Here is a 24404-nt window from a genome sequence, read left to right on the forward strand (position 1 = left end):
AGAACAAGGAGGTTCTGATGGGAAGAGAGACCTTTACTGGTGATGTCGCCTTCGAGGTGCGAGGTCATCTCGGAATCATCACACTCAACCGTCCCAAGTCGTTGAACTCCCTGACCGGACTCATGTGCGAATCGATCCGCGTGCAGTTGGAGGACTGGGCAGATGACCCCTCTGTGGCTCAGGTGCTCATTCGTGGCGCCGGGGACCGAGGACTGTGCGCAGGAGGTGACGTAGCCAGCGTCTATCGCGAGATGGTGGAACTCCAGGACGAAGATGGCGGCGGCTCACTGCCGGATGGGCGGCCCGAATACCGAGCTGACTTCAAGGCGGAGGACTTCTTCGCCTCGGAGTACGGGATGAATCAGTACATTGCCCGCTATCCCAAGCCTTACGTGGCGCTCATGGATGGTGTAGTTCTCGGAGGAGGTGTGGGTGTCTCGGCTCACGGCTCGCACCGTATCGTCACCGAACGCAGCCGGATCGGGATGCCTGAGACCACCATCGGGTTCTCGCCAGATGTGGGTGGGACCTACCTCCTCGGCCGGGCTACCGGAGAGCTCGGAGTTCACGCAGGTCTGACCGGGGTTCACCTGTCGGCCGCTGACGCGATCCATTTAGGTTTGGCAGATTCCCTGGTAACTAGTGACTCGATCGACGCGCTCGTTCAGGCGCTGACGGTGAATACCGTGGATAGTGTCTTGCCTGCTTTCGTCCGTGAGCCCGAAACCTCTGCGCTGCAGGGCGCCGGCTGGGTGGATCAGGCCTACTCCCATGGAACCGTCGTTGAGGTGCTGCACGCACTGGATGAACTGGGTGAGCACGTGCCGGAGGCCGCGGAAACGGCCCGTACTCTGCGCGGAAAATCGCCCACTATGGTTCATGTGGCATTCCATGCGATCCGCCGAGCACGGGAATTGGAGCTGGAAGGTGCGCTGAGTCAGGAGTACACGATCGCAGTCCACGCGCTGCGCTCCCATGACTTCCGGGAGGGGATCCGCGCTCAACTCATCGACAAGGATCGAACACCCTCCTGGAATCCGGGCTCACTGGAGGCGGTCGGGGATGAGCTTATCGACCATTACTTCACTCCCATTCCGTCCAAACTCTTGACCTTTTCCTAACTCACTCAGGGTCCACTCTCGAGTGCCGCATGCAACGCGGGGCCGAGAAGCTGGATATGATCTGGGCAGCGGCCTTTGTGAACATCGCCGCTCGCAGTGGACTTGCTGCCAGGATCTGGGAGGACTCGCATGGAAGGCAGGGACGACCCCGCTCCCTCTGAGTCTGCCCAGCCACTGCACATCAGTTCACCCGTGCTTATCCTTGGTGGGCCCTCCCCGGCGCGGAACGAACTCACCCAACGATTGCGCAGTCTGGACGTGAAAGTGCTGCAGTCGGCCAGTGGTGATGAGGCCCGACAGCTCCATGCTGAAGAAGCACCGGCCCTATTAGTCGTTGACGCCAGGCTGGCGAGACGTGCGCCCGCGCTTGAGGACGTCGTCGATGACCTCCGCTCGGGGAGCGACGACACCGCGGTACTGGCATGGTTTGATGCAGATGCCCCCCAGGAAGACATTCTGACTCTCTGTCACCCCGTCGATGACCACATGGTGGGCTCCATCGCGGTCGAAGAGTCCCTCAGACGCCTCCACTTCCTCACCGGCCGGCTTCCGGCTCAACGGGATGGGGAGCGGCTTATTGTGGGTGATTTGGAGCTGAACACCTCAATCCGCACCGTCACCCGTGCGGGCAGAGACATTGATCTCTCAGATACCGAATTCCGGCTACTTCGGCTTCTGATGCGTCACGCGCGCACAGTGCTCCCCAAGTCGCAGATTCTGCAAGAGGTCTGGGAGTACGAGTTTGCCGGACAGGCCAATATTGTTGAGCTTTACGTCAGCTACGTGCGGAAGAAGATCGAAGCGGGCATGCCACGCATGATTCACACGGTGCGGGGAGCAGGTTATGTGCTGCGTCCGGCACGGCCAGCTGAAGCCGAGGCTACAGGAGAGGCGTCGGGACCCTAGCGCAGTCGCCGAGAGGTGAAGAGTGCCCCTGCGCCCATTGCGATGGCGAGTCCCCCCAATACTCCAGCGCTGAGGGCCGCATAGGAGCCGCTGGTGGCAAGCGCCTCAGGGTATTGATCGGTCGCTGGCTCACGTGAGGTGTCGGTGTTGACAGGGCCGGTGCCCAGGATCGCTAGCTCAGGCAAACTCGGCATCCCCGGCACCGGTAGCATCAGCGAGCCCGCAGGGGTCTGATGCTCGCGGTGTGTTGGCGCCCCCGGAGGTGGTGCCGCAACATTCGTTGGTGGGCTGGCCTGCTCAGATGTCGCGGATTCCTCTCGGAGTGACTGTCCTGTTTCATCCATTGGGAATGTCTCCTCCTCTGCCGGACTCGTCGCAGGAGGTGAAGTCATCGTCGGTGTGGGCGGGGCTACGTCTTCCGTGGCTGGTTCCACTGTGACCGTGACCTGCGTTCTGCCGTCTTCACGGTCGGGAGTGGTGGCGATGACGGTGATGTCGTCTGTTGTGCTGTCTGCAGTATCGGATGGAGCGAGGTACGCCAATTGTTTGCCGCTGACCTCGATTGTCGCGCCAATCTGAGACACGGTGCTGACTGACAGAGTTGCTGAGGAGGGGTCAGTGCTGCAAGTGACGAACGCCGTTTGGCCTGCTGTCACGCGAGTGTTGTTGCAAGACACTTCTACAGGCGGCATTGGCGGAGGAGAGGTAGTCTCTCCATCTTCTCCATCTGGGTCGCCATTATTCAGGTCGTGGTCTGACTCCGTCTCCGTGGGAGTCGGTGTAGGTTCGGCGGTGGCCGTCTCGGTAGGTGAAGGGGAAGTCGCCGTCTCCGTAGGTGAAGGAGTTGGACTTGAGTCGTTGGCGTCGTCAGTTCCCTGCGTCGGGATGCTTGTCCGTTCGACCATGTCAGCCTCTTCGGTCTCTTTCGATTCAGGGGATGCGAAAGAGATGCTGGCAGTGCCCAGCATGAGCCCGGCCGCGAGGGTGAGGGCAGTAAAAATGCGCACGGGAGACACTGTGGATCCCCCTGCCTTTCCAGAAACCACAAGGCCAAGTGTAGGGCATGCTACAAAACGGCAGGTCAGCAGCGATTAGAGGGAGTCTGAATTACGTGAGGCGCTCTTCCGGTGACTTAGTCAGGGCCGGATCATCTTGAGCCAGATGGCCCACCACCGCGTCGATAGACTCCATGGCAGCAGAGTCCAGACTCACGCCAGCAGCAGCAACGTTGGAGGCGATCTGACCGGGCCGTGATGCCCCCACTAGGGCCGATGCGACATTGGGGTTCTGCAGTACCCACGCGATGGCCAGCTGGGCGAGGGTCAGGTCGTGGTCCTCAGCGATAGGCTTGAGTTTCTGGACGGCTTCAAGGATTTCCTCATTGAGATACCGCTCAATGAAGCGCGCGCCACCATCAGCGTCTGAGGCGCGAGAGCCCTCCGGGAACGGCTCTCCGGGCAAGTATTTTCCGGTGAGGACACCCTGCGCAATGGGGGACCAGACAATTTGGCTGATGCCCAACTCCTCGGAAGCAGGAACGACTTCAGGCTCGATGACCCGCCACAACATGTTGTACTGCGGCTGATTTGAGATGAGCTGGAATCCCAGGTCTTTGGCGAGCGCATGGCCTGCCCTCAGCTGATCCGCCGTCCACTCGGAAACGCCAATGTAGAGAGCCTTACCGGAGCGAACCACATCGGCGAAGGCCTGCATCGTCTCTTCCAGCGGGGTCTCGTGGTCGAACCGATGGGCCTGGTAGAGGTCCACGTAGTCGGTGTTCAACCGTTCCAGCGAACCGTTGATCGACTCCATGATGTGCTTACGGGAAAGACCGGTGTCATTGGGGCCTTTGGGGCCGGTAGGGAAGTAGACCTTGGTAAAAATCTCCAACGACTCCCGCCGCTGCCCCCGCAGAGCGTCACCGAGAACCTGCTCAGCGACTGTGTTGGCGTAGACATCCGCAGTGTCGAAAGTGGTGACACCGGCGTCAAGAGCGGCGTGAACGCACTCGGTGGCAACGTCGTTTTCAATCTGTGACCCGTGCGTCAGCCAATTGCCATAGGTGATTTCGGAGATCTTTAGTCCGCTGTTGCCCAAGTATCGAAATTCCATGGCTCCCACCCTATCGGTGCGTAGAGACGAGAGCCATAGAATCGGATTATGAGGATTGAGGTACTGGGTCCGGTCACTCTTCGGGGCGACGACGGCGACGTCGTGGATGTGCCCGAGCGCAAGGTCCGCGCATTACTGGTGTGTCTAGCCGCTGCTAGTGGAGAGACCATCGCCGCTGATGCCCTGATCGACCGGATCTGGGGAGAAGAACTGCCTGCCAACCCCCGGAGGGTCCTGCAAGCCAAGCTCTCTCAACTGCGGGCGCTCTTGGACTCGGCCTCGGCAGGCGGTCGGGAGGCACTCGTGCGCTCGGCCGGAGGCTACTCCCTCTCGGTGTCAGCAGAGACGTTCGACGCCGCCGCCTTTCGTCGCTCTGTCCGGGAAGCCGCTGGCTTGCCCGCTGACCAAAACCGAGTCCGATTGCTGAGAGGCGCCCTGCAGTCCTGGCGTGGACCGGCCTATGGCGAGTTTCGCGACGAACTATGGCTCGCATCTGATGTTGCTGAGTTGATGGAGGTGCGCCTGCAGGCTGTCGAACTTTGCGTCGAAGCCCTGACCGCCGTGGGAGAGGCTCAGGAGGCTGTCTCTTTGGGTGCGCCGTATATAGCGGAGCACCCAGCGAGAGAACGGCTCGTGGCGGCACTGATGCAGGCCTATTACCGCAGTCGGCGCCAACCCGATGCATTGGCAGCCTACGAGCGGTTGCGCAGCCATTTGGCAGAGGAGTACGGAATCGACCCTGCCACGGATGTCCGAGACCTGCACATAAAAATCCTGAGACAGGACCCTGGACTCGACGAACTGGTAGACCAAGCCAGAGAGCCGGACGCGGAAACAGCTCAGCCGCCAACCGCTGAGCTGGACTCAAGCGCACCCGTGGGCGCGAGTCGGCTGCCCGCATACGCCTCACCATTCCTCGGCCGTACTGATGAGGTCAAGGCCGTCCACGACCTCCTTATTCACCACCGATTGGTGACGCTGCTGGGGATCGGTGGCATCGGCAAAACGCGCTTAGCAGTCCGAGCCGCCGAAACCGTCGTAGACCACCGTCGATCTGATGCATGGTTTGTGGATCTCGCAGAGATCCCAGGGCGCAGCTCAGAAGCGATGCAAGAGCCCGGGGACCGCGTGGCGCGCGTGGTGGCGGGTGCGCTCAACCTTTCAACTCCACGGCAGGGGACCGGAGACCTCACTGCGCGCATCGCGGCTGCGCTCGAGAACCGCGACGCTCTGCTGGTGTTTGACAATTGCGAGCATGTCATCGACGAGGCCTCGATGCTGGCGAGTCAGCTGTTGGTGCGTGTGCCCCGCCTGCGCATACTTGCCACGAGCCGGGAACCGATGGCTCTTCCTGAGGAACAGCGATATGTGGTGCCACACCTCCCGGTCAACGGAGGCACCAGTCCGGCCGTGGAATTTTTCTACTCTCGGGCGCGCACTGTGAACCCCGAGCTGACCGCCGACAGGGTTAGCTTAGAAGCCGCCTCCGAGCTATGCAGGCGCCTGGACGGGCTCCCTCTGGCCTTGGAGTTGGCCGCAGCGCGCACCAACGTGCTCTCGGTGGCCGAGCTCCTGGACCGGATTACAGACAGACTGGACCTGTTGTCCAGGCCAGGCCGTGCTGCTCCACGGAGGCAGCAGACGCTTAGGGGCATGTTGGACTGGAGCTGGTCTTTGTTGGATGAACAGGAGCGCATCCTGCTGCGCCGACTCTCCGTGCACCCCGTCACATGGAAGCTCGATGTAATGGAGACGATCTGCGCCGATTCTCCACCAGATCCATCGCTGATGAGAGAACCCGCCGCTGAGGAAAGTGCCGCTGTTGGCCCGCGTCGGGTCTTACCCCGTGGGCGAATTCTGCCGACTTTGGCCCGCCTCGTAGAACGCAGCCTGGTATCGACGGTGAACGTCGACGGCGAGGTGAGGTACCGATTGCTCGAGACCGTCGGAACCTACGCCTTTGAGAAGTTGGCGGAGTCCGGAGAGCGGGAAGCCGTGGCATTGCGACACCTCTCTTACTTCCGGAACTTCGTCGAGTGCGCCAGAGAATACCTCTTCGGTCCCCGCGCTAGGGATTGGGTGCGTTCGCTCGGTGACGTTCGACCGCACCTGTCACATGCGCTGAATGAGGCGTTGCACAGCGGGGACGGCGATGCCGCTGTGGCCCTGGTTCTGAACACGTTCTGGTACCGGTGGATGACTGGCCACATCGATTCCCTGGTCGAAGAGCTACCCGCGGTGGTGGCTTGCGCTGGCTGCGGAGAAATGCCTGCTGATCGCCACGCCTATGCCCAAGTGGCGGTGCTCGCCGCAGTGCTGGAAGACCAGCAGATGGAGGGGCGTGTCGAGCGAGTTGTGGCCTCTTTGGGCAGATTCTCTGATGATGAGTCCGGGCAGTTGGCAAAAATGCAAGTCCAATGGTTCGCGGCGACGTGCCTGCTAGCCGATGAGGAACATCGGAAACTGGGCGAGCGCCTGGCTGATGAATCTATTCAGCACCTGCTCAGCGCGGGTGAGATCGCAGCAGCTGCCTTCGCCTCTACCCAGCGGGACTGGTTTCTCCTGGAGTACTGGGGGGCTGCGCCGAAAGGGTTGCCGGATGGACACAACCCTGAGCGCATTCTCCGCGACCACGGCGATGCTTACGGCCTGACTCAGGTGCTCGCAGTTCAGCATCTGCTCGCCGAGGCCGAAGGCCGTACTGAGCTTGCCCTCGAGCTCACCAACCAGGCCGCAGATCTCAGTGCTGGCCTAGGGCTCAATGGGGAGGTTGCCTATTGGCGATCGGTGCAGGCGGTCAATGCGCTGCGAAAGGGGGATCTCGCAACGGCTGAATCACACTTGGAGCGCGCCCGCGAACTCACTCAGAGTACCGCCTTCGTCTTCGCTACGGCCTCGATCGAGGCGATGGAAGCCGTAGTGGCGCACACCAGGGGAGAGCAGGAGCGCGCTGCACAAATCCTCAACGAGCTCTCCGCCGAGGATCGAGCAGTTGCCCGCCGAGGGCTTGCTCGATTCCTCGGTGAAGAGTCACTGCCGGCCGGTCTGCAGCTCAACCGATCCTGACGAATCGGCGCAGCAGCAGCACCATTGAGACCAGAACCACGCTGAAGACAGCGTAGACCAAGTACCCGGACTGAGTAGTGGTGGTGAACGCGGTCTCCGCCGCTGATACAAGCAGGGCCCCCTCATCCAAGCTGAGGTCTCGAACCACCGACGTCGGAATTCCAAAGTTTTCGCCGGCGGCGTCAACGGCCTCTGCGGGAACCTCACCGTCGACTTGGGTAGCGAGAACCCTCCGATAGACCACCAGCGCGCCCGCGCCCAGGAAGGCCAGCGAGGAGGCCATGCCGAGCCCCGCGGTGACATCTTGGACAGCGGTGGCCGAGCCGGTTTTCTCCTCTGGGACGGCACTGATGAGCATCTGGGATACCAGTGTCATGAAGGGGGCGCCCGCGATCGAAATCAAGGTCAGTGCGGTAATGATGCTCAGCAGGCTTCCGTCAGGCAGCATCAACACCAGGAAGCCCGACACAGTGCCTGCGATCGCCACAGTCGCTGCCAAGGGCAGGGCCTTTCTCCGCGCCCCCGCCAGAATCGGTGTGAGCATCGTGCCCGCAGTAGCCCCCAATGCTGGAGTCAGCAGCAGTAGCCCGGTCTGCAGCGGGCTCATACCACGGACCAGCTGGAGGTACTGAGGCAGCAGCATATCGGCCACAGTCATACCGAACATGGCAGTGAAGATCAGGATGAGCATGAGACGGAAGGTGCCGTTGCGGAACAGCGCTAGCTCCAGCAGCGGGTTCGAGCTGGTGCGCTGGCGGCGGATGAATAGCAGCAGCAGCCCAATTCCTACACCGGCGGAGGCCAAAGGCAGGCCGGCAAAGCCTCCTGCTGCCAACTCCTGAAGTCCGTAAACCAAGGCGAGGATCGTGGCGATGGAGAGGACCACTGAGAGCGTGTCGATGCGCACTTGGCGATCAGCATGATTGCGTTCCAGCAGGAACGGCCCTCCGATAAGTAGCACTGCTGCGATGGGTACGTTGATGAGGAAGACGGCGCCCCACCAGAAGTACTCCAAGATCAGTCCGCCGAAGGGTGGGCCGGCTGCCATGCCGCCGGCAAATGCGGCCATATAAGCGGCGAAGGCCACGTTGTACTGCTTGGGGTTTCTGAAGGCCCTGCGGATCAGGACCATCCCTGCCGGAGTGAAGGCTGCAGCAGCGATCCCCAATAACGCGCGACCGACGATGAGCATCTCAGCGTTGACGGCGTAGGCTGCGATCAGTGACGCCACCCCGTATACCGCGACTGCGCCCAATAGGAGTCGACGCGCTCCCACGCGTCGGGCCAGTAGGCCGAAGGTAATGATGGTTGCTGCACTGAGAAACTCACCGATATGCAAAATCCACAGCGATTGAGCCCCGACAGGCATGAGGTCGGCGGTGATCGCGGGCATCGCCAGATACAGCACAGTGATGTCAGTTGAGAGCATAAACAGCGGAATGACCATGATGATCAGTCCCGCCCACTGTCTCTTGGATGCGCGGGGAGTGTGATTGTCGGAGGCTTCGTGGTGGTCGTGTGTCACGGTGTCCTTTGTGTCGTGGGTGTTCATACCGAAACTTCCTGATCCTGCTCGGCAGTCGCCAGGTCGAAGTCCATACCTGGGTAGGGGCGGTGTCTACGAGCTTCACGAAGCATCGGCGCCCACCAGGCGAGCTCATCCAGAACCTCGGTGGCTGGTGCGCGCAACCGTTCGGTGTCTACCGGCCGGCCGTCGTGATCGAAGGTCTTCCAGAAGTTCGCCAGGGCGATGAAACTCTTGGTAGTGACCGCCGGGAACTCAGGAAAGATGCCTCGTAGATGCTCGATGGAAGTCAACCCGCCAGTGAGGCCCCCGTAGGAAATGAACGACACTGGGCGCAGTGCCCATTCGCCGTAGAACCAATCGATGGCAGTTTTCAGTGCGGCTGAATAGCTGCGGTTATACACCGGTGTGACGAGCACGAAGGCATCGGCTGCTGCCAAACGATTGCCAAGTTTCGTGACCGGGGCGGGGGGTTCTGCCTCTGGGTCATTGCCTGTGAGTTCCAACGGAAGGTCGTAGTCCGCAAGGTCGATGAGGTCGACCGTGAAGGCGCCGTGGCGTCGTGCCTCAGCCGCGAACCAGCGCGCGGGGGTGGGGCCGAATCGGTCCGGTCGGATGCTTCCGACAACGATTGCGAGAGTGGGGGTAGACATGACTTTCTCCATTCGGTGCGCGTTCTGTGCACTCTCATAATTGGTCGCCGCCGTTCCGGAAAGGTTCCGAGAATGCTCCGAAATATAGTTGAACCAACGTACAAGTAGTACTATCGTTCAACTATGAATATCGTCTCCGTATCAGAGCACCAAGAGACTGCCGGTGCCCGCCAGTGGGCCGGACTCGGGCTACTGGCGCTACCTACGTTGCTTCTGGGTTTGGACGTCACCGTCCTATATCTGGTTTTACCGAGCCTGGTTTCTGACCTGGAACCCAGTGCAACTCAGACTTTGTGGATCTTGGACGCTTATGGATTCTTTATTGCCGGCTTCTTGATCACCATGGGAACTGTGGGGGATCGGATTGGTCGCCGCCGCCTTCTGAAAATCGGCGCATTGGCGTTCGCGGCGGCATCAGTCTTTGCCGCATTCGCGCCCAGTGCAGAGCTGTTGATCCTGGCCCGCGCATTACTGGGTATCGCCGGTGCGACGCTGATGCCCTCCACCTTGTCGCTGATTTCCGCCATGTTCGTCAACGTGCGCCAGAGAGCCGTGGCGATAGGCGTGTGGGCTACCATGTTCGCCTTCGGCATGGCGGCGGGGCCCATCGTCGGTGGGTTACTGGCCGATCAGTTCTGGTGGGGTGCAGCATTCCTCATTGCCGTGCCGATTGCGTTGCTCGTCCTCGTTGGTGCCCCTGCTCTGTTGCCGGAGTTCGCAGATTCCAGCGCCCAGCGCCTCGACGTAATCAGCGGGGCGTTGTCACTGGCGGCTATCTTGCCCGTCGTATACGCAGTGAAGGAGGTGGCCGCCTATGGACCGGGGGTCCGCCCGGTGCTGCTGCTGGCTCTCGGGATCGGTGTCGGTGTGGTGTTTGTGCGCCGGCAGCGACGACTCACCGCGCCACTGTTGGATGTAACACTATTCTCCGAACGTGCCTACTCTGCTGCGCTCGCGGTTTTGTTGATTGGCCTCGTTGGAGTGGGTGGAACCATGTATCTGGTGACCCAGTACCTCCAATTTGTCGAGGAGCTGACACCGATTGTGGCTGGACTATGGATGGGTCCACCCGCCTTGGCGATGTTCGCCGCTGCCACTACCGCACCGATCATTGCCCGACGATTCCGTCCGGGGGTCGTGATGGCTCTTACGCTGGCGATTTCGACGCTCGGGTACGGACTTCTAGCCGCAGCAGGGCCGGGGCAGAAGGTTGTGGGGGTGACTGGATTCGGGTTCGTTTACCTGGGTCTCGGTGCGATTGCCGCGTTGGGAACCGACATGGTGGTAGGGGCCGCCCCGGCTAATAAATCCGGGTCTGCCGCGGCCATGTCAGAGACTGTCCAGGAACTAGGCGTCGCGTTCGGAGTGGCTGTTCTTGGGAGTCTAGCCACTGCAGTCGCGCTGGGTGGTGGTGGAGGTGCAGGTGCTTTTACCGACGGAATGAATGTAGCGTCTGCGGTTGGGGGCGCTGTTGTCTTTCTCGGTGCGCTGCTTTGCGTGGTCGCGCTTCGCCACATTCCGCCACTCGGACGGTAGTTCTCTCGACTACCCTGGGGTAGTCAGGAGGCAACATGATCATCAATGAGGACGTCAAGAGTTCAGACGGCCGCAAAGCACGCGGTGAAAGGCGGCGGGCGCAGATCATCGAAGCTGCTCTGGCGGTGGTAAATCGCGATGGAGCCGCTGGTGTAACTCATCGCACTGTTGCGAAGGAAGCCGGTATCCCCACCAGTCTGAGCACCTATTATTTTGACACTCTCGATGATTTGCTGGTTGCTGCTCTCACCAGTGTGGCGGAGGAATACACCGCGCGTATCCGGCAGATAATTGACAGCGACGACGAGAAGCTGCCCAGACTGGCCCAGCTCATCTCTGAGACTGCCGGGCCCGGCCGGGAGCGGGCACTGGCTGAACGTGAACTCTGTACCCTTGCCGCGCGGAGGGAAGCTCTGCGGCCAGTGGCTCGGGGCTGGCGTGAGGATGTGGCCGAACTGGGCAGAACGCTGACGGATTCCGAGAACGCGGTTAAGGCGCTAGTCGCTGCAGCAGATGGTCTCTGCGCCGCCATCCTCATTGGAGATGTGCCCCCCGAAACCGACCAAATCTACGCTGTGCTGAAACACACCATCGCCGCCTGAATGTGGATGAACATGGCCTGAGTTTCAGGCTGGTGTGCGTGGCTTCGCCAAGGTGACTATCACCAGGCCCGCGGTCAGGATGAGCAGAAGGCTGGCGAGTCCCGCGTAGCTCTGCACCCCATAGCTGAAGGCATTGTGGATGGCTCCCATCAGTTCGGGGTATTCTGCGGCGAGGCCGTCTGCGGTTTCGACTCCTCGGTGAATGCTGGCCTGGGCAGATTCCTCGACCGTTGCAGGCACCTCCTCCGGGAGTGTCCCGGCCAGTCGGTGCCGGTAGGCCAGAATGCTGATGGCCCCACCGACGGCAATGCCGAGAGCGCTGCCCAGCTCGCCTCCGACCTCTTGAGCTGAAGCAGCTGAACCGGTCTTATCTTCCGGGGCGCTGGAGATGATCAGATCGGAAAGCAGCGCCCCCGCTGCGCCTTGTCCCAGACCAATGATTGAGATCGCTGTTACCAGACCAGGAAATCCAACGCCGACTCCTGTGAACAATGCGAGGAACGCGGCCCCAGTTGCGGCGACCAGGAGTCCGCCGATGACAACCGTGGCTGGGCGTAGATGACGGGTGAGGGTGGGAGCTATCAGCGCTCCGGCGATGTTGAGCACAATGAATGGCAGAGTCCAGAGTCCGGCATGCAGTGGGGTGAGACCACCGACCCACTGCAAGTGCTGGGTAAAGAGGTAGAACAGGCCTGTCACGGTGGTGCCGATCAGCAGCAGCGTGACCAGGGAAACAGCGGTCGGCCGGTTCTTCAGCAACGTCATGTCGAAGAGCGGCGCAGTCAGACGCAGCTGCCGCACGACGAAAACCCCCATCAGCATTGCCCCGAGAGCGATGCTCAGCACATAAGGCCAGGTAGCGCCGTCGTTGTCTGAACTGGCCGCCAACTCTTGGAACCCGAAGACAATCGCCAGCATCCCGGCCACAGAGAGTCCGACAGAGACAAGGTCGATGCGGGCACGGTTGCGTTCGGCACGTTCGGGCAACAGGAACTTTCCACCGATCACCAGCAGCACAATGGGAGGCACATTGATGAGAAATACCGATCCCCACCAGAAGAACTCCAGCAGGGCGCCGCCGAGTACCGGACCGATTGCGCCGCCGACGGTGAAAGCGCTGAACATGATTGCGATCGCTGTGCGACGTTGCAGATCATCTCGGAACATGGTGCGCAGTAACGAAAACAGCGAAGGCATCAGGGTGGCCCCTGCGATGCCGAGGGCAGCTCGAGCCGCAATGAGCATTTCCGGGCTGGTGGAGAAGGCTGCGACAACTGAGAGCCCGGCGAATACAGCGGAGCCGATCAGCAGCAGTCGCCGTGGTCCGACCCAATCACCCACGCGACCAGCGGTGACAAGGAACCCCGCAATCAGAAAGCCGTATACATGTGTGATCCACAAAGTTTGGCTTGCACTAGGTTCCAGATCAGCGCTCAGTGTGGGCAACGCGAAGAACAGTACCGTGAGGTCGGTGGCCAGGGCGATCATTGGTAGGGAAAGCAGCACCAGGCCGGCCCATTCTTTGGCGGTTGCGTGATGGGGCTGGGAAGTCTGCGTGCTGGGGGAGGATTCGGATCTCACGGGCATGTCCTATCAGCGAGTTGCGTCTGTACACACTGATGTTCAGCAGTCCCGGCTTCAGAAAAGCTCCGGTAACATTCCGGCAGAGGTCTGCGGTGTCGTCGCCCTCGATGCACTCAGCGCTGCATGCAAAGAGTCCGGAACGTCACGAGCAGGCTCGCCACAATAGAGAAAAATCGTGACATTCGGCAAAGGGCTCTACGTGTTCCATCAGGAGGTGATTTTCCCTGTTTCGTGACCTTCTTGACGGACCCGTGGAGATACCTCACAAGGTTTTGGAATTCGCGCAAGGGGCCACTGTGGAGCCTGTGTGGCGCAATGACCTGGACGGTCTCACATTCCGGCTGAGAGACAGGCGAGGTACCCGCTTCGTGAAATGGCAACCACATGCCGGGGTGGCCTCCAGTCACTGGGCTGATGTAGACCTTGCAGTGGAGGCGGAGAAACTCGCCTGGGCAGGGCGCTATATCACGGTGCCGGAAGTCTTGGACCAAGGGGAGAACGACGACGCTGCCTGGTTGGTCACCGAGGGGATACCCGGGCAGTCGGCTGTTCATAGTGCTCGCTGGCGCGCGGATGCGGAGACGACGGTAGCAGCGATCGCCAGCGGCTTGCGGCAGCTGCACGATGCTATTCCTGTGGAGGATTGTCCCTATCCAGGGACATGGTCAGCACGGCAGCAGCACAGGATCCCGGAAGTCGATCAGCTGGTGGTCTGCCACGGGGATCCGTGTGTGCCGAATACCCTTATTGACGACCACGGGTACTTCGCCGGGCTCGTAGACCTGGCCCAACTCGGGGTCAGCGACCGGTGGGCAGACTTGGCAATTGCCACCTACAGCATCAGTTGGGACATTAACTTTGGCCGCAGCTATGACGGTCTGTTCTTCGAGGTCTATGGTGTGCAACCTGATGCCGAGCGCATTCGCGCCTACCGCAAGCTCTGGGACGAGCCCCGGTGAAGGCCGCCGAACTGGAGCTCAACCCTTCCCGGGGCGTCTGCACCGGTTTTCCAGGGTGGTCCTAGCGCAGCGGCAGGGTCATGAACACGCTGTTGGGATCTTCGGTGTAGTCACCGAAAGGAGGGCATGTTGTGAAACCGTGGGCAGCGTAGAGAGACCGGGCAGGGTGGAAGAAGTCCTGGCTGCCTGTCTCCAGACTCACTCGTGAAAAGTTCCGAGCACGCGCCTCGCTGACGATATGTTCGAGCATGAAACGCGCTGCACCCCGGCCTCGCATAGTGCGGACTGTCCGCATCGTCTTGATCTCCCCTTCTCCGTCCAGCTCCTTCAGTGCCCCGCAGCCAGCAAGGCGCTTATGAATGCCGTCGTCGTCCCATACCGTCCAGAACGAGAGTCTTGGGCTACGCAGTTCCGAGAGGTCCAGGGCGTGGATGCTGCACGCGGGGGAGTTGGCACGCATGTCCTGGAGATGTTCGGAGATGAGAGTCCGTACAGCGGGAGCGTCCAGGTCGCCAGGGATGATTTTCATGATGCAATGTTCTCCCGCGATTGTTACGACAGAATCACGAATGCGCTCAGATTCGGCAGGATCGTCGTGATCATGCTGTGCTTTTGTAGTCTGCATCGATGGCCATCTTTATCGATCCCCCGGCATGGCCAGCCCACGGGACCCTGTTTTCGCACGTCCCGGCTCATCCGGTTTGAGAGTTTCGTCGGTGGAGTCCGGCGAGGTGGGCGAGGATAGCCAGTTCTGTTCGGTCCCGGGCCTGGAGTTTGCTGAGGATCCTGCTGACGTAGGTCCGGGCGGTGGCTGGACTGAGATACAAGGCGGCACCGATCTCTGCATTGGTGTCACCGTGGGCGATGCGAGTGAGGACCTCCACCTCCCGCTCCGTCAGTGCGCTGAGGTCTACTTCCTCTGTGTCATCTGGTTGGGGTGCAGCGGCAACATGCTCCATAACTTTCCGAGCAATCGATGGGGTCAGCAGGTTACCTCCCTCTGCGGCAGTCCGTACCGCGGCACGAAGCTCCTCGGAACCGGTGTCCTTGAGTAGGTAACCAGCGGCACCGGCACGGATGGCGTCGATGATGTCCTGGTCATCGTCGAAGGTCGTGAGAATCACGACTCGTGTCCCAGCTGCAACTGGGTCTGCACAGATCTGACGGGTAGCTTCGATCCCGTCCATGATTGGCATGCGGAGGTCCATGAGCACGACGTCGGGGCGGTGAGATGTCACCGTTCGTGCAGCTTCTTTGCCAGTGCGAGCCTCAGCCACCACGCTGATTTCCGGATCATTGGTCAGCAGAGACCGGAGTCCGGCACGTACTAGGTCCTGGTCGTCGGCGATCATCACAGAGATCATTGGTCTTTCTCCCCCGCAGAGACCACGGCAGTGGGAAGGACTGCGCGAACTTCGAAACCTTCGTGCCACCTTCCGGCGGTGAACCTTCCTCCGAGAGCCTCCGCCCGTTCTCTCATTCCGTAAAGCCCCAGTCTGGTTCCGGAGTCCACTGCAATTTCATCGGAGCCCAATGCCGCAGGGCCTGGATCACGCACGCTGACCCTCAGCTGAGCGTCGGTGTGCCGGACCGATACTTCGGCCGTTTCCGCCGCAGAGTGTCTGACCACATTGGTCAGCGCTTCTTGGACGATTCGGTACGCGGCAATCTGTACCGCCTGGGAGGGAGCATTGCCCTCATCGTCCTGGGCCTGGATTTTCGCCGTCACAGTCAGGGGCAGGTGAGAGAACACCTGATCCTCCAGCGTGGCAAGAGACACAGGACCACGCGGGTCTTCACTGCGGCGCAGCATCCGGACGGTCGATCGCATCTCCTCCATCATCTCGTTGCTGGTGCTCTTGACCACTTCGAGGGCGTGAACGGCTGTTTGCCGATCCCGATCTAGAGCTTCGCGGGCCACATCGGCATGCATAGAGATGACCGTGGTGCGATGTCCGAGAGAGTCGTGCAGCTCCCTGGCGATATCTGCACGCTCGGTGGCGATGGCCGCAGCGGCCTGGCTTCGTTCCCGTTCAGCTGTCGCCTCCACCAGTTTCCGGCTGCTGCGCCGCAGGTCCCTGCGCAGGCGCATGCTGATCCCCAGAGCGATCGCAGCAGTCATTAACGCCACATGGCCGGCGAGCTCGTATCCGACTACTCGAGTGGGATCCTGTCCAGCGATGGCCAGTCTGTAGAAATAGCTGCCGGTGAGCAGAAACACTGCAGCTGAGACTGGCCACAACACCCGGCGGAACTCCGCAGCTGAAAACAGTGCGGCGGCAGTAGGAACGCTCAACCCGATGGCTGGGTAACCGGCGGCATAGTAGGCCCAGAGCCCGAGGACGGTCAGGGTCAGCACCGCCAGCGGCCACCGACGGCGCACCAGCATGAGTCCTCCCAGTACGAACGCCCACAGGTACGCCAGCGACTCTGGGTCGCGGTCGCCATCAATATTGGCCGTGATCGTCCCGGCCACGACACCGAAGACAGCCACGCCGAGCACTGCATCGAACAGCCATTGGTGGATACGTGTGTTCGGGTCGGGACCGGAACGATCGTCGAAGGACATGAGGTCAGTCTATGAAGACCGGCAGTGCTGCGCAGTCGCGGAGAGGCGACTGCGGCATACGCACTGTGACGACCCTAGACAGAGACGCAGGACGAATGTGCGCGCTGGAGCCTGCTCCGTAGCGTCGAAGACATGAACAAGGCATATGATTCACCGGTCCATTCATCATCCACGGCACAACCGCGTGCACCGCTTCCGTGGAAACTCATCCTCCTGCTTGGAAGCATCGCCCTGATACGGCCATTGATGCACATCACCGGCATCACGGACGACGCCGGAGGCATCCAGAAGGGAATGTTGGCCATCGGTGCCACTGTGGTGATCTCAGCTGTCTGGATCACCGTGGTCGTCCTCGCCAAAGTCCAACGGCCTTTTCTCACCCTCGTACTGGCCGGACTGGCGTACGCAGTGCTGAGCATGGTGCTCTCCGCCGTACTCTCTCCGATTCTCGAAGGAGAGCTGCAAGGCCCCTTCGCCCACCCAATCGCCATCCCCACAGTACTGCTGGTCAACGCAGTCTGGGGCGCAGTCACCGGCGGCATCGCTCTGGGTACCCGTGCTCTGCTCAGCACCTCCAACAGATAGTCCACGCAATACCTCCCCTCGAAAGGAAATGCCCATGTCCACCTCTGTCATTGACACAGAAGTACCAGTTCTCCAGACGGAGAACGTGGGAAAGACCTACGGGCGCGGCCCTGCGCGTTTCCACGCGCTGAAGGGTCTGAGCTGCGAAATCGACCACGGCGAATCGGTCGCCGTGATCGGAAAATCCGGATCTGGAAAATCCACTCTGATGCACGTGCTCGCTCTGCTGGACAGACCGAGCTCCGGCACGGTCTGTCTTGAAGGGGAGCAGGTCAACGATCTGAAGCCACAACACATCTCGACCCTGCGGAATGAGACATTCGGCTTCATCTTTCAGCAGTTCTTCCTCAACCCCAACCAGACGGTCCTGGAGAACGTGACTCTTCCGCTGAAGATCGCCGGTGTAGGAAGATCTGAGCGGAACAGACGCGGTATGGAAGTCCTCCGTCAGTTGGAGATGGATTCCAAGGCCAAAAACAAGGCCACCGATCTCTCAGGTGGGCAGAAGCAGCGGGTGTGCATCGCCCGGGCATTGATCAGCAACCCAACAGTGATCTTCGCCGATGAGCCCACCGGCAACCTCGATTCCGCCACCAGCGAGACCGTAGAGGACATCCTCTTTGGGCTGCACGCTCACCACGGCATCACCTTAGTGATCGTCACTCACGACGAAGACCTCGCTGCCAAGTGCCAGCGCCGGCTCATCATGCAGGACGGCGAGATCCTCTCCGAAGAGCCGGGTGCTCACACGGCGGTGAACAACAGTGAAGGTGGTGCTGCCTGATGCGTGCCATTGACGTTACTCGTACCGCGGTCGGCAATACACTGCGGTCTAAACTGCGCACCTTCTTCACTGTGCTGGCTATCGTGGTGGGTGCCTTCACCCTGGCTCTGACCATGGGGATCGGGGCCGGTGTTGGCAAGTTCGTGGACAACGTTGCCTCGGACTATGGGCAGCTGGATCAGATGTTCGTCTCTGCTGCACCTGAGGCGGATGCTGACTCCGACAGTGAGCTGACCGAATACGACCCGCAGGCTCGGCAGGATGCCGGCGAGGGCGACTTTTTCCGCGACATGATGGCCGGTGGCGCTCTCGACGATGATGACATCACCACCCTTGAGCAGATTGATGGTGTCACCGAGGTTTATCCGGTACTGAGCGTCCAGACTGAATATGTGGAAACATCCGCCTCAGATGCGTATGAGCTCCAGGAGATCGGTTTCCCCTCCATCAGTGATGCCATGCATCTGACAGCAGGCGAGGTTGCCACGGCCGGTGAAACGGAAATGACTATTCCGGAGAAATGGTTGGAAGCCTTCGGTTTGGAAGAGGCTGAGGCTAACTCTGTCGTCGGGGAAGTGGTTGACCTAGGGGTCCCGAATGCCATCGGCGGCGTTGAGACCGTCGAGGTGACGATCAGTGGAGTGTCTCAGGAAGCCATCAGTGGCGTTGGCGGCACACCGATGCCATCCATGAGTCTCTATCAGCATATTTACGATCTCAATCAGCATGGGTTGGAGCAGACGCCGGACCCTGTTTACGTCCAAGCGATTGTTGACGTCGAGAACCTCGAGGAGAACGAGCAGGCCATCAAGGCTGACCTGGAGGAAGCCGGATACCAAGGCATCACGGCGGAGGACCAGATGGGGCAGATTCAAGGCCTCATCGACGCGGTGACCTGGGTGATCGGAGGTTTCGGCCTGATCGCCCTGCTTGCCGCCAGCTTCGGGATCGTCAATACTCTGCTGATGTCGGTGCAGGAACGCACCCGCGAAATCGGCCTGATGAAGGCTCTCGGTCTGAGCCGGGCACGAGTTTTCAGTCTGTTCTCCGCCGAGGCGATCATGTTGGGCATCATGGGCGCTGCCATCGGCATCGCAGGCGGGGTGTTGACTGGTGTGATCGGCAATCGGATACTCACCGACGGTCCGCTCAGTGATGTCGTGGGACTCACACTCTACGAGGTAGCACCGGTTCCGTTGCTGATGGTGGTTGCCCTGATTCTGATCATCGCCTTTATCGCGGGCACTCTGCCAGCCTGGCGGGCAGCGAAGAAGGACCCCATCGAGGCTCTGCGCTACGAATAGGGACCGGAAGGACGATCGGATAAGCCACCTATAGTCGGAGGCTATGACGATCTTTATCGATCCCCCGGCATGGCCAGCCCACGGGACCCTGTTTTCGCACGTCATCTCGGATGACTCGCTGCATGAGCTGCACGCCTTTGCCAGCAATGCAGGAATCAGCGAACGCGCCTATGACCGCGACCACTACGACGTTCCGGCACACCGGTTCGAGGACCTAGTCCAGCTGGGTGCTGTGCCGGTGAGTGGCCATGAGCTGGCGCGCATCTTGGCGGCTTCCGGTCTCCGGATAAAGGCGCGGGAACGCCCGGAAAAGTTGCGCGGTGGCCTGTTTCGTCGCTGGCAGAAGCTAGGAGGCCATACCGATAGCGACGCCATGCGAGATGCTTGGGCGGGAGTAGGTCACGACCTATTGGCCCGCTGGAGTGAACCGCACCGTCATTACCACGCATTGCCCCATCTTTCATCGGTACTCCGGGCCAGCAGACTTCTGGAACGATCTGGTGAACTACCTGGATCAGAGCACCGACTCGTGGAGCTGGCGGCTTGGTTCCACGATGCAGTCTATGCCGGCAGGGCGGGCAAGGATGAGGAGGATTCAGCTCACTTGGCGCTGTGGAAGCTGGGCGGACTATTGCCCGAAGTGGAGGTCGCGGAGGTTGCTCGGCTGGTGAGGCTCACCGCTACTCATTCGCCACAGGAGGGCGATCTCACCGGAGCGGTGCTGACAGACGCGGATTTGGAGGTCCTCGGCCGCCCCCGTGCTGAGTACGTCCGCTATGTTGCCCAGGTACGATCCGACTATGCCCACGTCAGCGACAACGACTTCGCTCGCGGCCGCGCTGCGGTGCTGCGCACACTGCTCAAAGCCCCGCGACTGTTCCATACCAGGTCTGGTTCTCTCCTCTGGGAAGCCGCGGCTCGGCGCAATGTTGAGGCTGAACTGAACGAGTTTGAGCGGGCAGAATAGTCCCATGTCTGAGTCGAAAACAGTTCTCTGGTTGAGTGCGCACCCGGAGCCTAAGTCACTGAACGGGAGCCTGCGGCGGGACGGGATCGCTCATCTGCGGTCAACCGGGCATACGGTGCTTGAATCAGACCTCTACGCGATGAGCTGGAATCCTGTTGTTCAACGAGCGGACGCGGGTCTCCCCGAAGGGGAGCGGTTCCACGTGACGGGGGACGTTCGGCAGGCCTATCGGGAAGGGAGGCTGCCCGAAGATGTGGTGGCGGAGCAGGAGAAGCTCATCAGAGCGGATGCTGTCATCGTGCAGTTTCCGCTGTGGTGGTACGGCATGCCGGCGATCCTCAAGGGATGGTTCGACCGTATCTTCATCAGCGGCTTCGCCTTCGGCAAGGACGTTGAGTCTGGCCAGCGTCTCCGCTACGAACAGGGGCCCTTCTTAGGAAAGCGTGCGCTGGTGGCCGTCACCCTGGGGGATCGGCCGGCTTCGATCGGACCGCGCGGGAAGAGCGGCGAGATCGAGGAGCTGCTGTTCGGCCTACTGCACGGCACCTTCGCCTACACCGGCATGAACGCATTGAAACCCTGGGCGCTGCCCAGTGCGGACTTCACCGAGAATTATTCCAGCGTGTTGGTCAGCCTCATCAGTCGATTGGATTCTCTCTTTTCGGAGGTGCCGATTCCCTACCGTCCCCAATTCACTGGTCAGTACACTGACCAGTGGGAGTTGGTGCCGGACATATGGCCTGGAGAATCGGGACTTTCCGTCCACCGCGAGGATGGACAGCCGTCCCGTCGAATGTGCCGGTGAATCAGTTTTTCGACTTCTTTGGCGCGCTGTCGCGTTCCGAGCGGCGAATGTCATTCTCCAATCCGTCCAAAAGCAGCTGCAGGCCAAATTCGAAGCTCTCGTCCCAGGTGCTGTTGAACGTCTCTTCGTCAAGGGCTGCCATCATGGGGAACCGACCTGAGGTCATCTCTTTCTCAAGTGTGGGCAGTTGGTAGCTCCAGAACTCATCGTCAGTCATGCCACTATCTGCTGCCGCATTGATCCACATCATCTCTTGCCGCGCAGTACCCTGAGCGTACGAGTCCAAGACGGTGGCCAGGTCCATCTTGCGCTGATCGCTCAGCGGAAGTTCTCTCACTCCCGTCATAAAGAGTTCCAGGTCGGCTACGCTGTTGGGCCCCAACACAGGACGGCTCCAATTGGCCTGCAAAGTCCATGGGTGATCCAGATAAAGCCGTCGCCCAGCGTGCACCGTGGCGGTGAGGAAGCTCCTCCAACCACCGTCGACTGAAGAAAGGCGCTGCTGGGAGGGACCAACCACAGAGTCGAGCATGAGGTTGAGCAGCTCAGTTTTCGACGGTACATACCGATACAGCGACATTGTTCCTACGTTGAGGGCCCGGGCGAGTCTGCGCATAGACAGGGCATCCAAACCCTCGGCGTCAGCTAAAGAGACGCCTGCGCTGACAATCTGGTTCAGAGTCAGCTTGGGCTTAGGGCCCTTCTCCGGGTCGGGGAGCCCATTCCACAGCAGCTGCAAACTCGTCGTTAATGGGTTCTGCTCGCGCATCACACCTCCAGAAATACTCCCTTGCCTATTGCGCACACTGTACGCTAGTATTCTGCGTGCACCGTACGGCGTACACCGTACCCACCCACAGAGGAGGCTCGCAGATGAAGGACCATCCAGCCGTAGCGGCCCAAGGGCTCGTCAAGCGATACAAGAAGAGCACCGCCCTCGACGGCGTCGACCTTGAAGTGCCGCATGGAACGGTGCACGGGCTGCTCGGCCCGAACGGTTCGGGGAAGACCACCACGGTGCGGATTCTCACCACATTGACCATCCCCGACGGCGGACAGGCCAGCGTCGCTGGATGGGATGTTCGAACTCAGTCCAGGGAGGTTCGGCGACGCATCGGTCTCACGGGGCAACAAACGGCAGTGGACGATCTCATGACCGCTCGGCAGAATCTGACTATGTTCGGCCGGCTCTTCCGATTGAACAGAATCGACGCTCAGCGCCGTGCCGATGAACTCCTAGACACCTTCAGTCTGACCGAGGCTGCTGACCGTACTCCCAAGAAGTTCTCCGGCGGAATGCGCCGCCGGCTGGACCTGGCGGCGTCGATGATTCTGGCGCCTGAAGTGCTGTTTCTTGACGAACCCACCACTGGATTGGATCCGGCTGGACGCCGGGAGGTGTGGGAAGCAATCCGACACCTCGCAGCTCAAGGAACCACAGTACTTCTGACCACTCACTACCTCGACGAGGCCGATAAACTCTGCGACCGCATCAGCGTGATCGATCAGGGCCGGAACTTCATCGAGGACACACCCGCCGGACTGAAGCGCCGCATTGGCGATGAATGGTTGGAACTGGTAGCCAGTGATCCTGCCGACATGAAGAATCTTGAACAACTCGTGACGCGAATACTCGGCACAGAGCCGGTCCTCGAGAATGCCGAAGCACGGTTGAGCATCTCGGTGAAAGACGGTGTGGCCGCGCTGACGGCTGTGGCAGCTGAGATCAGTGCACAGCGCCTCGACATCGCTGACATCGGACTTCGGCGGCCGACCCTCGATGAAGCATTTTTGCACCTGACCACCCCGGTAGCGGAGAACTCTCTGGAGGAGACCCGATGACAACTCTGAAGCACCAAACAAAAGACGCCCACACAGAAGAAAAAACAGGCTCGCGGGTCATCTGGGGCATACGGGACTGCAGGACAATCGTTCTCCAGGAGTTCACCCACCTGCTCCGCCAACCTTCAACCTTCGCCTGGCAGATCGGCTTTCCGGTGGTGATGGTGCTGATGTTTGTCTACGTCTTCGGCTCCGCGATGGACGTCACGGGGCAGGGAGCCGGTGAAGGCTATGTGGACTTTGCCATGCCCGGAATGTTCGCGCTGACAATGGCACTAGGCTTCATGGACACTGCCTACGCGGTGACGCACAACAAGGAGAAGGGGTTCATGGACCGTTTCCGGTCTATGCCCATGTCATCCTCCGCACCGGTGACCGGGCGGGCAGTGTCCGATGTGATCCGCGCCGGGATTGACTTGGTGGTCATTGCAGGTGTGGCCCTGCTGATCGGGTGGCGCTCAGGGGGGAGTCTCGGTGCCACCCTGGCGGCGTTCGTATTGTTGCTCTGGCTGCGGTTGGCCCTGATATTCGTGGGCATCTACCTGGGTCTGTGCATCAAGAACACGGAGACAGCGGGGATGCTCTTCGCCGTGGCGTTCCCGCTCGGCTTCATTTCTTCAGTGTTCACCCCGCCGGAAATGATGCCTGGCTGGCTCGGCGCAGTGGCAGCGTGGAATCCGGTGTCCTCCACGGCGACCGCGATCCGCGACCTATTCAACACCCCGGGAATTGAGATTATGGAACCGGCCTACTGGATTGACGGGCACGCCATGGCTGCGGCCATCATCTGGCCGGCAGTGATCATGGCGGTCTTCGTACCCTTGGCAGTACGCCAGTTCAAGAGCCTGGGCCGGTAGCCGGTAAGGCTCAAATAGCGGAAGGATCGGCAGCAGCGGATTTCATCAGCGTGCGAAGCGCCTGCTGGCGGGCTTCGAAGTTACCGAGCTTGCCTTTGGACTCCGCCGGAATGTAGTACACCGCGTAGAGAGTGGCCCACACCGAATTGCTGATCCACTCCACGCTCAGCTTGGGGTCGATGCTCCCATCGGCATGCCCCCGACGCAGCATCGCGGCAATCTTGCGGTCAGTATCGTCTTCTTCCTCGAAATCTGCGGGAGCATGTTCTGCTCCGGCAGTACTCATCCACCAGATCAACGCAGGCAAGCTGTCCATGAGCTCCGTGCAGAGCCTGCGGTAGGCCTCAAGTCCACTACCTTCAGTCAGCTCTGCGCGGTCCACCGCGGTATGCCATGCGTCGATGGCCAGCTCATGAGCAGCTTCTGTCAATGCCGCCCGGTCAGAGAAATACCGGTGAAACGTGCTGCGTGCTACTCCGGCCCTGGTCGCGATCTCAGCGATGGAGGCACCGGGATTTGCTGCGAGCGTCGCAATGCCAGCTTCCAAAATGGCGCGGCGGGTGCGTTCAGCGACTGGAGTGTTCTCTGGCATGAATCAAGGGTACAAGTCCTTCTCGGCGCATTGTG

Annotated in this window: 23 protein-coding genes; 13 read left to right on the top strand and 10 right to left on the bottom strand. The window is 60.6% G+C overall.

Going from position 1 to position 24404, the window contains the following annotated elements:
• Positions 1-17 precede the first annotated feature (17 nt).
• Entirely contained in the window at positions 18-1121 is a 1104-nt protein-coding gene (locus FH975_RS12960; RefSeq protein WP_162321713.1) for an enoyl-CoA hydratase/isomerase family protein, read from the top strand.
• A 129-nt stretch (positions 1122-1250) separates the two neighbouring features.
• Positions 1251-2027: a winged helix-turn-helix transcriptional regulator gene (locus FH975_RS12965; protein ID WP_153078652.1), complete on the top strand. Its 777-nt coding sequence runs from the start codon at positions 1251-1253 to the stop codon at positions 2025-2027.
• Here FH975_RS12965 and FH975_RS12970 read toward each other — a convergent pair.
• Together FH975_RS12970 and FH975_RS12975 are read right to left on the bottom strand one after the other, a co-directional pair.
• Positions 2024-3034: a hypothetical protein gene (locus FH975_RS12970; protein WP_162321714.1), complete on the bottom strand. Its 1011-nt coding sequence runs from the start codon at positions 3032-3034 to the stop codon at positions 2024-2026. The genes FH975_RS12965 and FH975_RS12970 overlap by 4 nt on opposite strands.
• Before the next feature lie 100 nt (positions 3035-3134).
• Entirely contained in the window at positions 3135-4139 is a 1005-nt protein-coding gene (locus FH975_RS12975) for an aldo/keto reductase family protein (protein ID WP_153078650.1), read from the bottom strand.
• Between the two features lie 48 nt (positions 4140-4187).
• On the opposite strand from FH975_RS12975, the gene FH975_RS12980 reads away from it, so the two are divergent.
• Positions 4188-7205: a BTAD domain-containing putative transcriptional regulator gene (locus tag FH975_RS12980; protein WP_162321715.1), complete on the top strand. Its 3018-nt coding sequence runs from the start codon at positions 4188-4190 to the stop codon at positions 7203-7205.
• Here the strand turns inward: FH975_RS12980 and FH975_RS12985 are convergent.
• A complete protein-coding gene (locus FH975_RS12985) occupies positions 7192-8757 on the bottom strand; it encodes an MFS transporter (protein WP_162321716.1) in 1566 nt (521 codons plus the stop codon). The two genes, FH975_RS12980 and FH975_RS12985, sit on opposite strands and share 14 nt — an antisense overlap.
• Positions 8754-9383, bottom strand: a complete 630-nt coding sequence (locus tag FH975_RS12990; protein ID WP_153078647.1) for an NADPH-dependent FMN reductase — start codon at positions 9381-9383, stop codon at positions 8754-8756. Before FH975_RS12990 ends, FH975_RS12985 begins: the two co-directional genes overlap by 4 nt.
• Positions 9384-9506: 123 nt before the next feature.
• Between FH975_RS12990 and FH975_RS12995 the strand changes: the two genes are divergently transcribed.
• Together FH975_RS12995 and FH975_RS13000 are read left to right on the top strand one after the other, a co-directional pair.
• Positions 9507-10919, top strand: coding sequence for an MFS transporter (locus tag FH975_RS12995; RefSeq protein WP_162321717.1), 1413 nt, complete (start codon positions 9507-9509; stop codon positions 10917-10919).
• A gap of 35 nt (positions 10920-10954) precedes the next feature.
• On the top strand, positions 10955-11521 hold the full coding sequence (locus FH975_RS13000; protein WP_162321718.1) for a TetR/AcrR family transcriptional regulator: 567 nt from the start codon (positions 10955-10957) through the stop codon (positions 11519-11521).
• 24 nt (positions 11522-11545) lie between these two features.
• Here FH975_RS13000 and FH975_RS13005 read toward each other — a convergent pair whose 3' ends face one another.
• On the bottom strand, positions 11546-13102 hold the full coding sequence (locus FH975_RS13005) for an MFS transporter (protein WP_202923246.1): 1557 nt from the start codon (positions 13100-13102) through the stop codon (positions 11546-11548).
• Positions 13103-13356: 254 nt separating this feature from the next.
• Here FH975_RS13005 and FH975_RS13010 point away from each other — a divergent pair, with 254 nt between their 5' ends.
• Positions 13357-14064, top strand: a complete 708-nt coding sequence (locus tag FH975_RS13010; protein WP_328821890.1) for an aminoglycoside 3'-phosphotransferase — start codon at positions 13357-13359, stop codon at positions 14062-14064.
• A gap of 61 nt (positions 14065-14125) precedes the next feature.
• On the opposite strand, the gene FH975_RS13015 is transcribed toward FH975_RS13010, so the two are convergent.
• From FH975_RS13015 to FH975_RS13025, 3 genes are all read right to left on the bottom strand, one after another.
• A complete protein-coding gene (locus FH975_RS13015) occupies positions 14126-14593 on the bottom strand; it encodes a GNAT family N-acetyltransferase (protein ID WP_162321720.1) in 468 nt (155 codons plus the stop codon).
• Between the two features lie 163 nt (positions 14594-14756).
• Positions 14757-15428, bottom strand: coding sequence for a response regulator (locus tag FH975_RS13020; RefSeq protein WP_162321721.1), 672 nt, complete (start codon positions 15426-15428; stop codon positions 14757-14759).
• Complete coding sequence (locus tag FH975_RS13025) at positions 15425-16633, bottom strand: sensor histidine kinase (protein WP_162321722.1); 1209 nt, start codon at positions 16631-16633, stop codon at positions 15425-15427. The genes FH975_RS13020 and FH975_RS13025 overlap by 4 nt, the downstream gene beginning before the upstream one ends.
• A 132-nt stretch (positions 16634-16765) precedes the next feature.
• Between FH975_RS13025 and FH975_RS13030 the strand changes: the two genes are divergently transcribed.
• The 5 genes from FH975_RS13030 to FH975_RS13050 are packed head-to-tail and all read left to right on the top strand — an operon-like array spanning position 16766 to position 21078.
• Positions 16766-17218, top strand: a complete 453-nt coding sequence (locus tag FH975_RS13030; RefSeq protein ID WP_162321723.1) for a hypothetical protein — start codon at positions 16766-16768, stop codon at positions 17216-17218.
• 34 nt (positions 17219-17252) lie between these two features.
• Complete coding sequence (locus FH975_RS13035) at positions 17253-18002, top strand: ABC transporter ATP-binding protein (protein WP_202923247.1); 750 nt, start codon at positions 17253-17255, stop codon at positions 18000-18002.
• Positions 18002-19306: an ABC transporter permease gene (locus FH975_RS13040; RefSeq protein ID WP_162321725.1), complete on the top strand. Its 1305-nt coding sequence runs from the start codon at positions 18002-18004 to the stop codon at positions 19304-19306. The genes FH975_RS13035 and FH975_RS13040 overlap by 1 nt, the downstream gene beginning before the upstream one ends.
• A 43-nt stretch (positions 19307-19349) precedes the next feature.
• Positions 19350-20273 (top strand): DUF4031 domain-containing protein, encoded by a 924-nt coding sequence (locus FH975_RS13045; RefSeq protein ID WP_162321726.1) that lies wholly within the window; start codon positions 19350-19352, stop codon positions 20271-20273.
• 4 nt (positions 20274-20277) lie between these two features.
• Positions 20278-21078 (top strand): NAD(P)H-dependent oxidoreductase, encoded by an 801-nt coding sequence (locus FH975_RS13050; protein ID WP_162321727.1) that lies wholly within the window; start codon positions 20278-20280, stop codon positions 21076-21078.
• A 1-nt stretch (position 21079) separates the two neighbouring features.
• On the opposite strand, the gene FH975_RS13055 is transcribed toward FH975_RS13050, so the two are convergent.
• Positions 21080-21847 (bottom strand): TetR/AcrR family transcriptional regulator, encoded by a 768-nt coding sequence (locus FH975_RS13055; protein WP_162321728.1) that lies wholly within the window; start codon positions 21845-21847, stop codon positions 21080-21082.
• A gap of 104 nt (positions 21848-21951) precedes the next feature.
• Between FH975_RS13055 and FH975_RS13060 the strand changes: the two genes are divergently transcribed.
• Positions 21952-22920 carry an ATP-binding cassette domain-containing protein gene (locus FH975_RS13060; protein ID WP_162321729.1) on the top strand — a complete coding sequence of 323 codons (969 nt, stop codon included), beginning with the start codon at positions 21952-21954 and terminating at the stop codon, positions 22918-22920.
• Entirely contained in the window at positions 22917-23777 is an 861-nt protein-coding gene (locus tag FH975_RS13065; RefSeq protein WP_162321730.1) for an ABC transporter permease, read from the top strand. Before FH975_RS13060 ends, FH975_RS13065 begins: the two co-directional genes overlap by 4 nt.
• 10 nt (positions 23778-23787) lie before the next feature.
• Here FH975_RS13065 and FH975_RS13070 read toward each other — a convergent pair whose 3' ends face one another.
• Positions 23788-24369 (bottom strand): TetR/AcrR family transcriptional regulator, encoded by a 582-nt coding sequence (locus tag FH975_RS13070; protein ID WP_162321731.1) that lies wholly within the window; start codon positions 24367-24369, stop codon positions 23788-23790.
• Positions 24370-24404 lie beyond the last annotated feature (35 nt).

The sequence above is a fragment of the Nesterenkonia haasae genome, assembly GCF_010119385.1.
In the GTDB taxonomy this organism is placed as follows: Bacteria; Actinomycetota; Actinomycetes; order Actinomycetales; family Micrococcaceae; genus Nesterenkonia; species Nesterenkonia haasae.

Bases quoted from the DNA above. Each gene is read 5' to 3' on its own strand.
- FH975_RS13050 (WP_162321727.1), top strand. From the start codon at position 20,278: ATGTCTGAGTCGAAAACAGTTCTCTGGTTGAGTGCGCACCCGGAGCCT.
- FH975_RS12965 (WP_153078652.1), top strand. From the start codon at position 1,251: ATGGAAGGCAGGGACGACCCCGCTCCCTCTGAGTCTGCCCAGCCACTG.
- FH975_RS13060 (WP_162321729.1), top strand. From the start codon at position 21,952: ATGAAGGACCATCCAGCCGTAGCGGCCCAAGGGCTCGTCAAGCGATAC.
- FH975_RS13045 (WP_162321726.1), top strand. From the start codon at position 19,350: ATGACGATCTTTATCGATCCCCCGGCATGGCCAGCCCACGGGACCCTG.
- FH975_RS13035 (WP_202923247.1), top strand. From the start codon at position 17,253: ATGTCCACCTCTGTCATTGACACAGAAGTACCAGTTCTCCAGACGGAG.
- FH975_RS13030 (WP_162321723.1), top strand. From the start codon at position 16,766: ATGAACAAGGCATATGATTCACCGGTCCATTCATCATCCACGGCACAA.
- FH975_RS12995 (WP_162321717.1), top strand. From the start codon at position 9,507: ATGAATATCGTCTCCGTATCAGAGCACCAAGAGACTGCCGGTGCCCGC.
- FH975_RS12975 (WP_153078650.1), bottom strand. From the start codon at position 4,139: ATGGAATTTCGATACTTGGGCAACAGCGGACTAAAGATCTCCGAAATC.
- FH975_RS13015 (WP_162321720.1), bottom strand. From the start codon at position 14,593: ATGAAAATCATCCCTGGCGACCTGGACGCTCCCGCTGTACGGACTCTC.
- FH975_RS12980 (WP_162321715.1), top strand. From the start codon at position 4,188: ATGAGGATTGAGGTACTGGGTCCGGTCACTCTTCGGGGCGACGACGGC.
- FH975_RS13020 (WP_162321721.1), bottom strand. From the start codon at position 15,428: ATGATCTCTGTGATGATCGCCGACGACCAGGACCTAGTACGTGCCGGA.
- FH975_RS12960 (WP_162321713.1), top strand. From the start codon at position 18: ATGGGAAGAGAGACCTTTACTGGTGATGTCGCCTTCGAGGTGCGAGGT.
- FH975_RS12985 (WP_162321716.1), bottom strand. From the start codon at position 8,757: ATGAACACCCACGACACAAAGGACACCGTGACACACGACCACCACGAA.
- FH975_RS13065 (WP_162321730.1), top strand. From the start codon at position 22,917: ATGACAACTCTGAAGCACCAAACAAAAGACGCCCACACAGAAGAAAAA.
- FH975_RS13025 (WP_162321722.1), bottom strand. From the start codon at position 16,633: ATGTCCTTCGACGATCGTTCCGGTCCCGACCCGAACACACGTATCCAC.
- FH975_RS13070 (WP_162321731.1), bottom strand. From the start codon at position 24,369: ATGCCAGAGAACACTCCAGTCGCTGAACGCACCCGCCGCGCCATTTTG.
- FH975_RS13040 (WP_162321725.1), top strand. From the start codon at position 18,002: ATGCGTGCCATTGACGTTACTCGTACCGCGGTCGGCAATACACTGCGG.
- FH975_RS12990 (WP_153078647.1), bottom strand. From the start codon at position 9,383: ATGTCTACCCCCACTCTCGCAATCGTTGTCGGAAGCATCCGACCGGAC.
- FH975_RS13000 (WP_162321718.1), top strand. From the start codon at position 10,955: ATGATCATCAATGAGGACGTCAAGAGTTCAGACGGCCGCAAAGCACGC.
- FH975_RS13055 (WP_162321728.1), bottom strand. From the start codon at position 21,847: ATGCGCGAGCAGAACCCATTAACGACGAGTTTGCAGCTGCTGTGGAAT.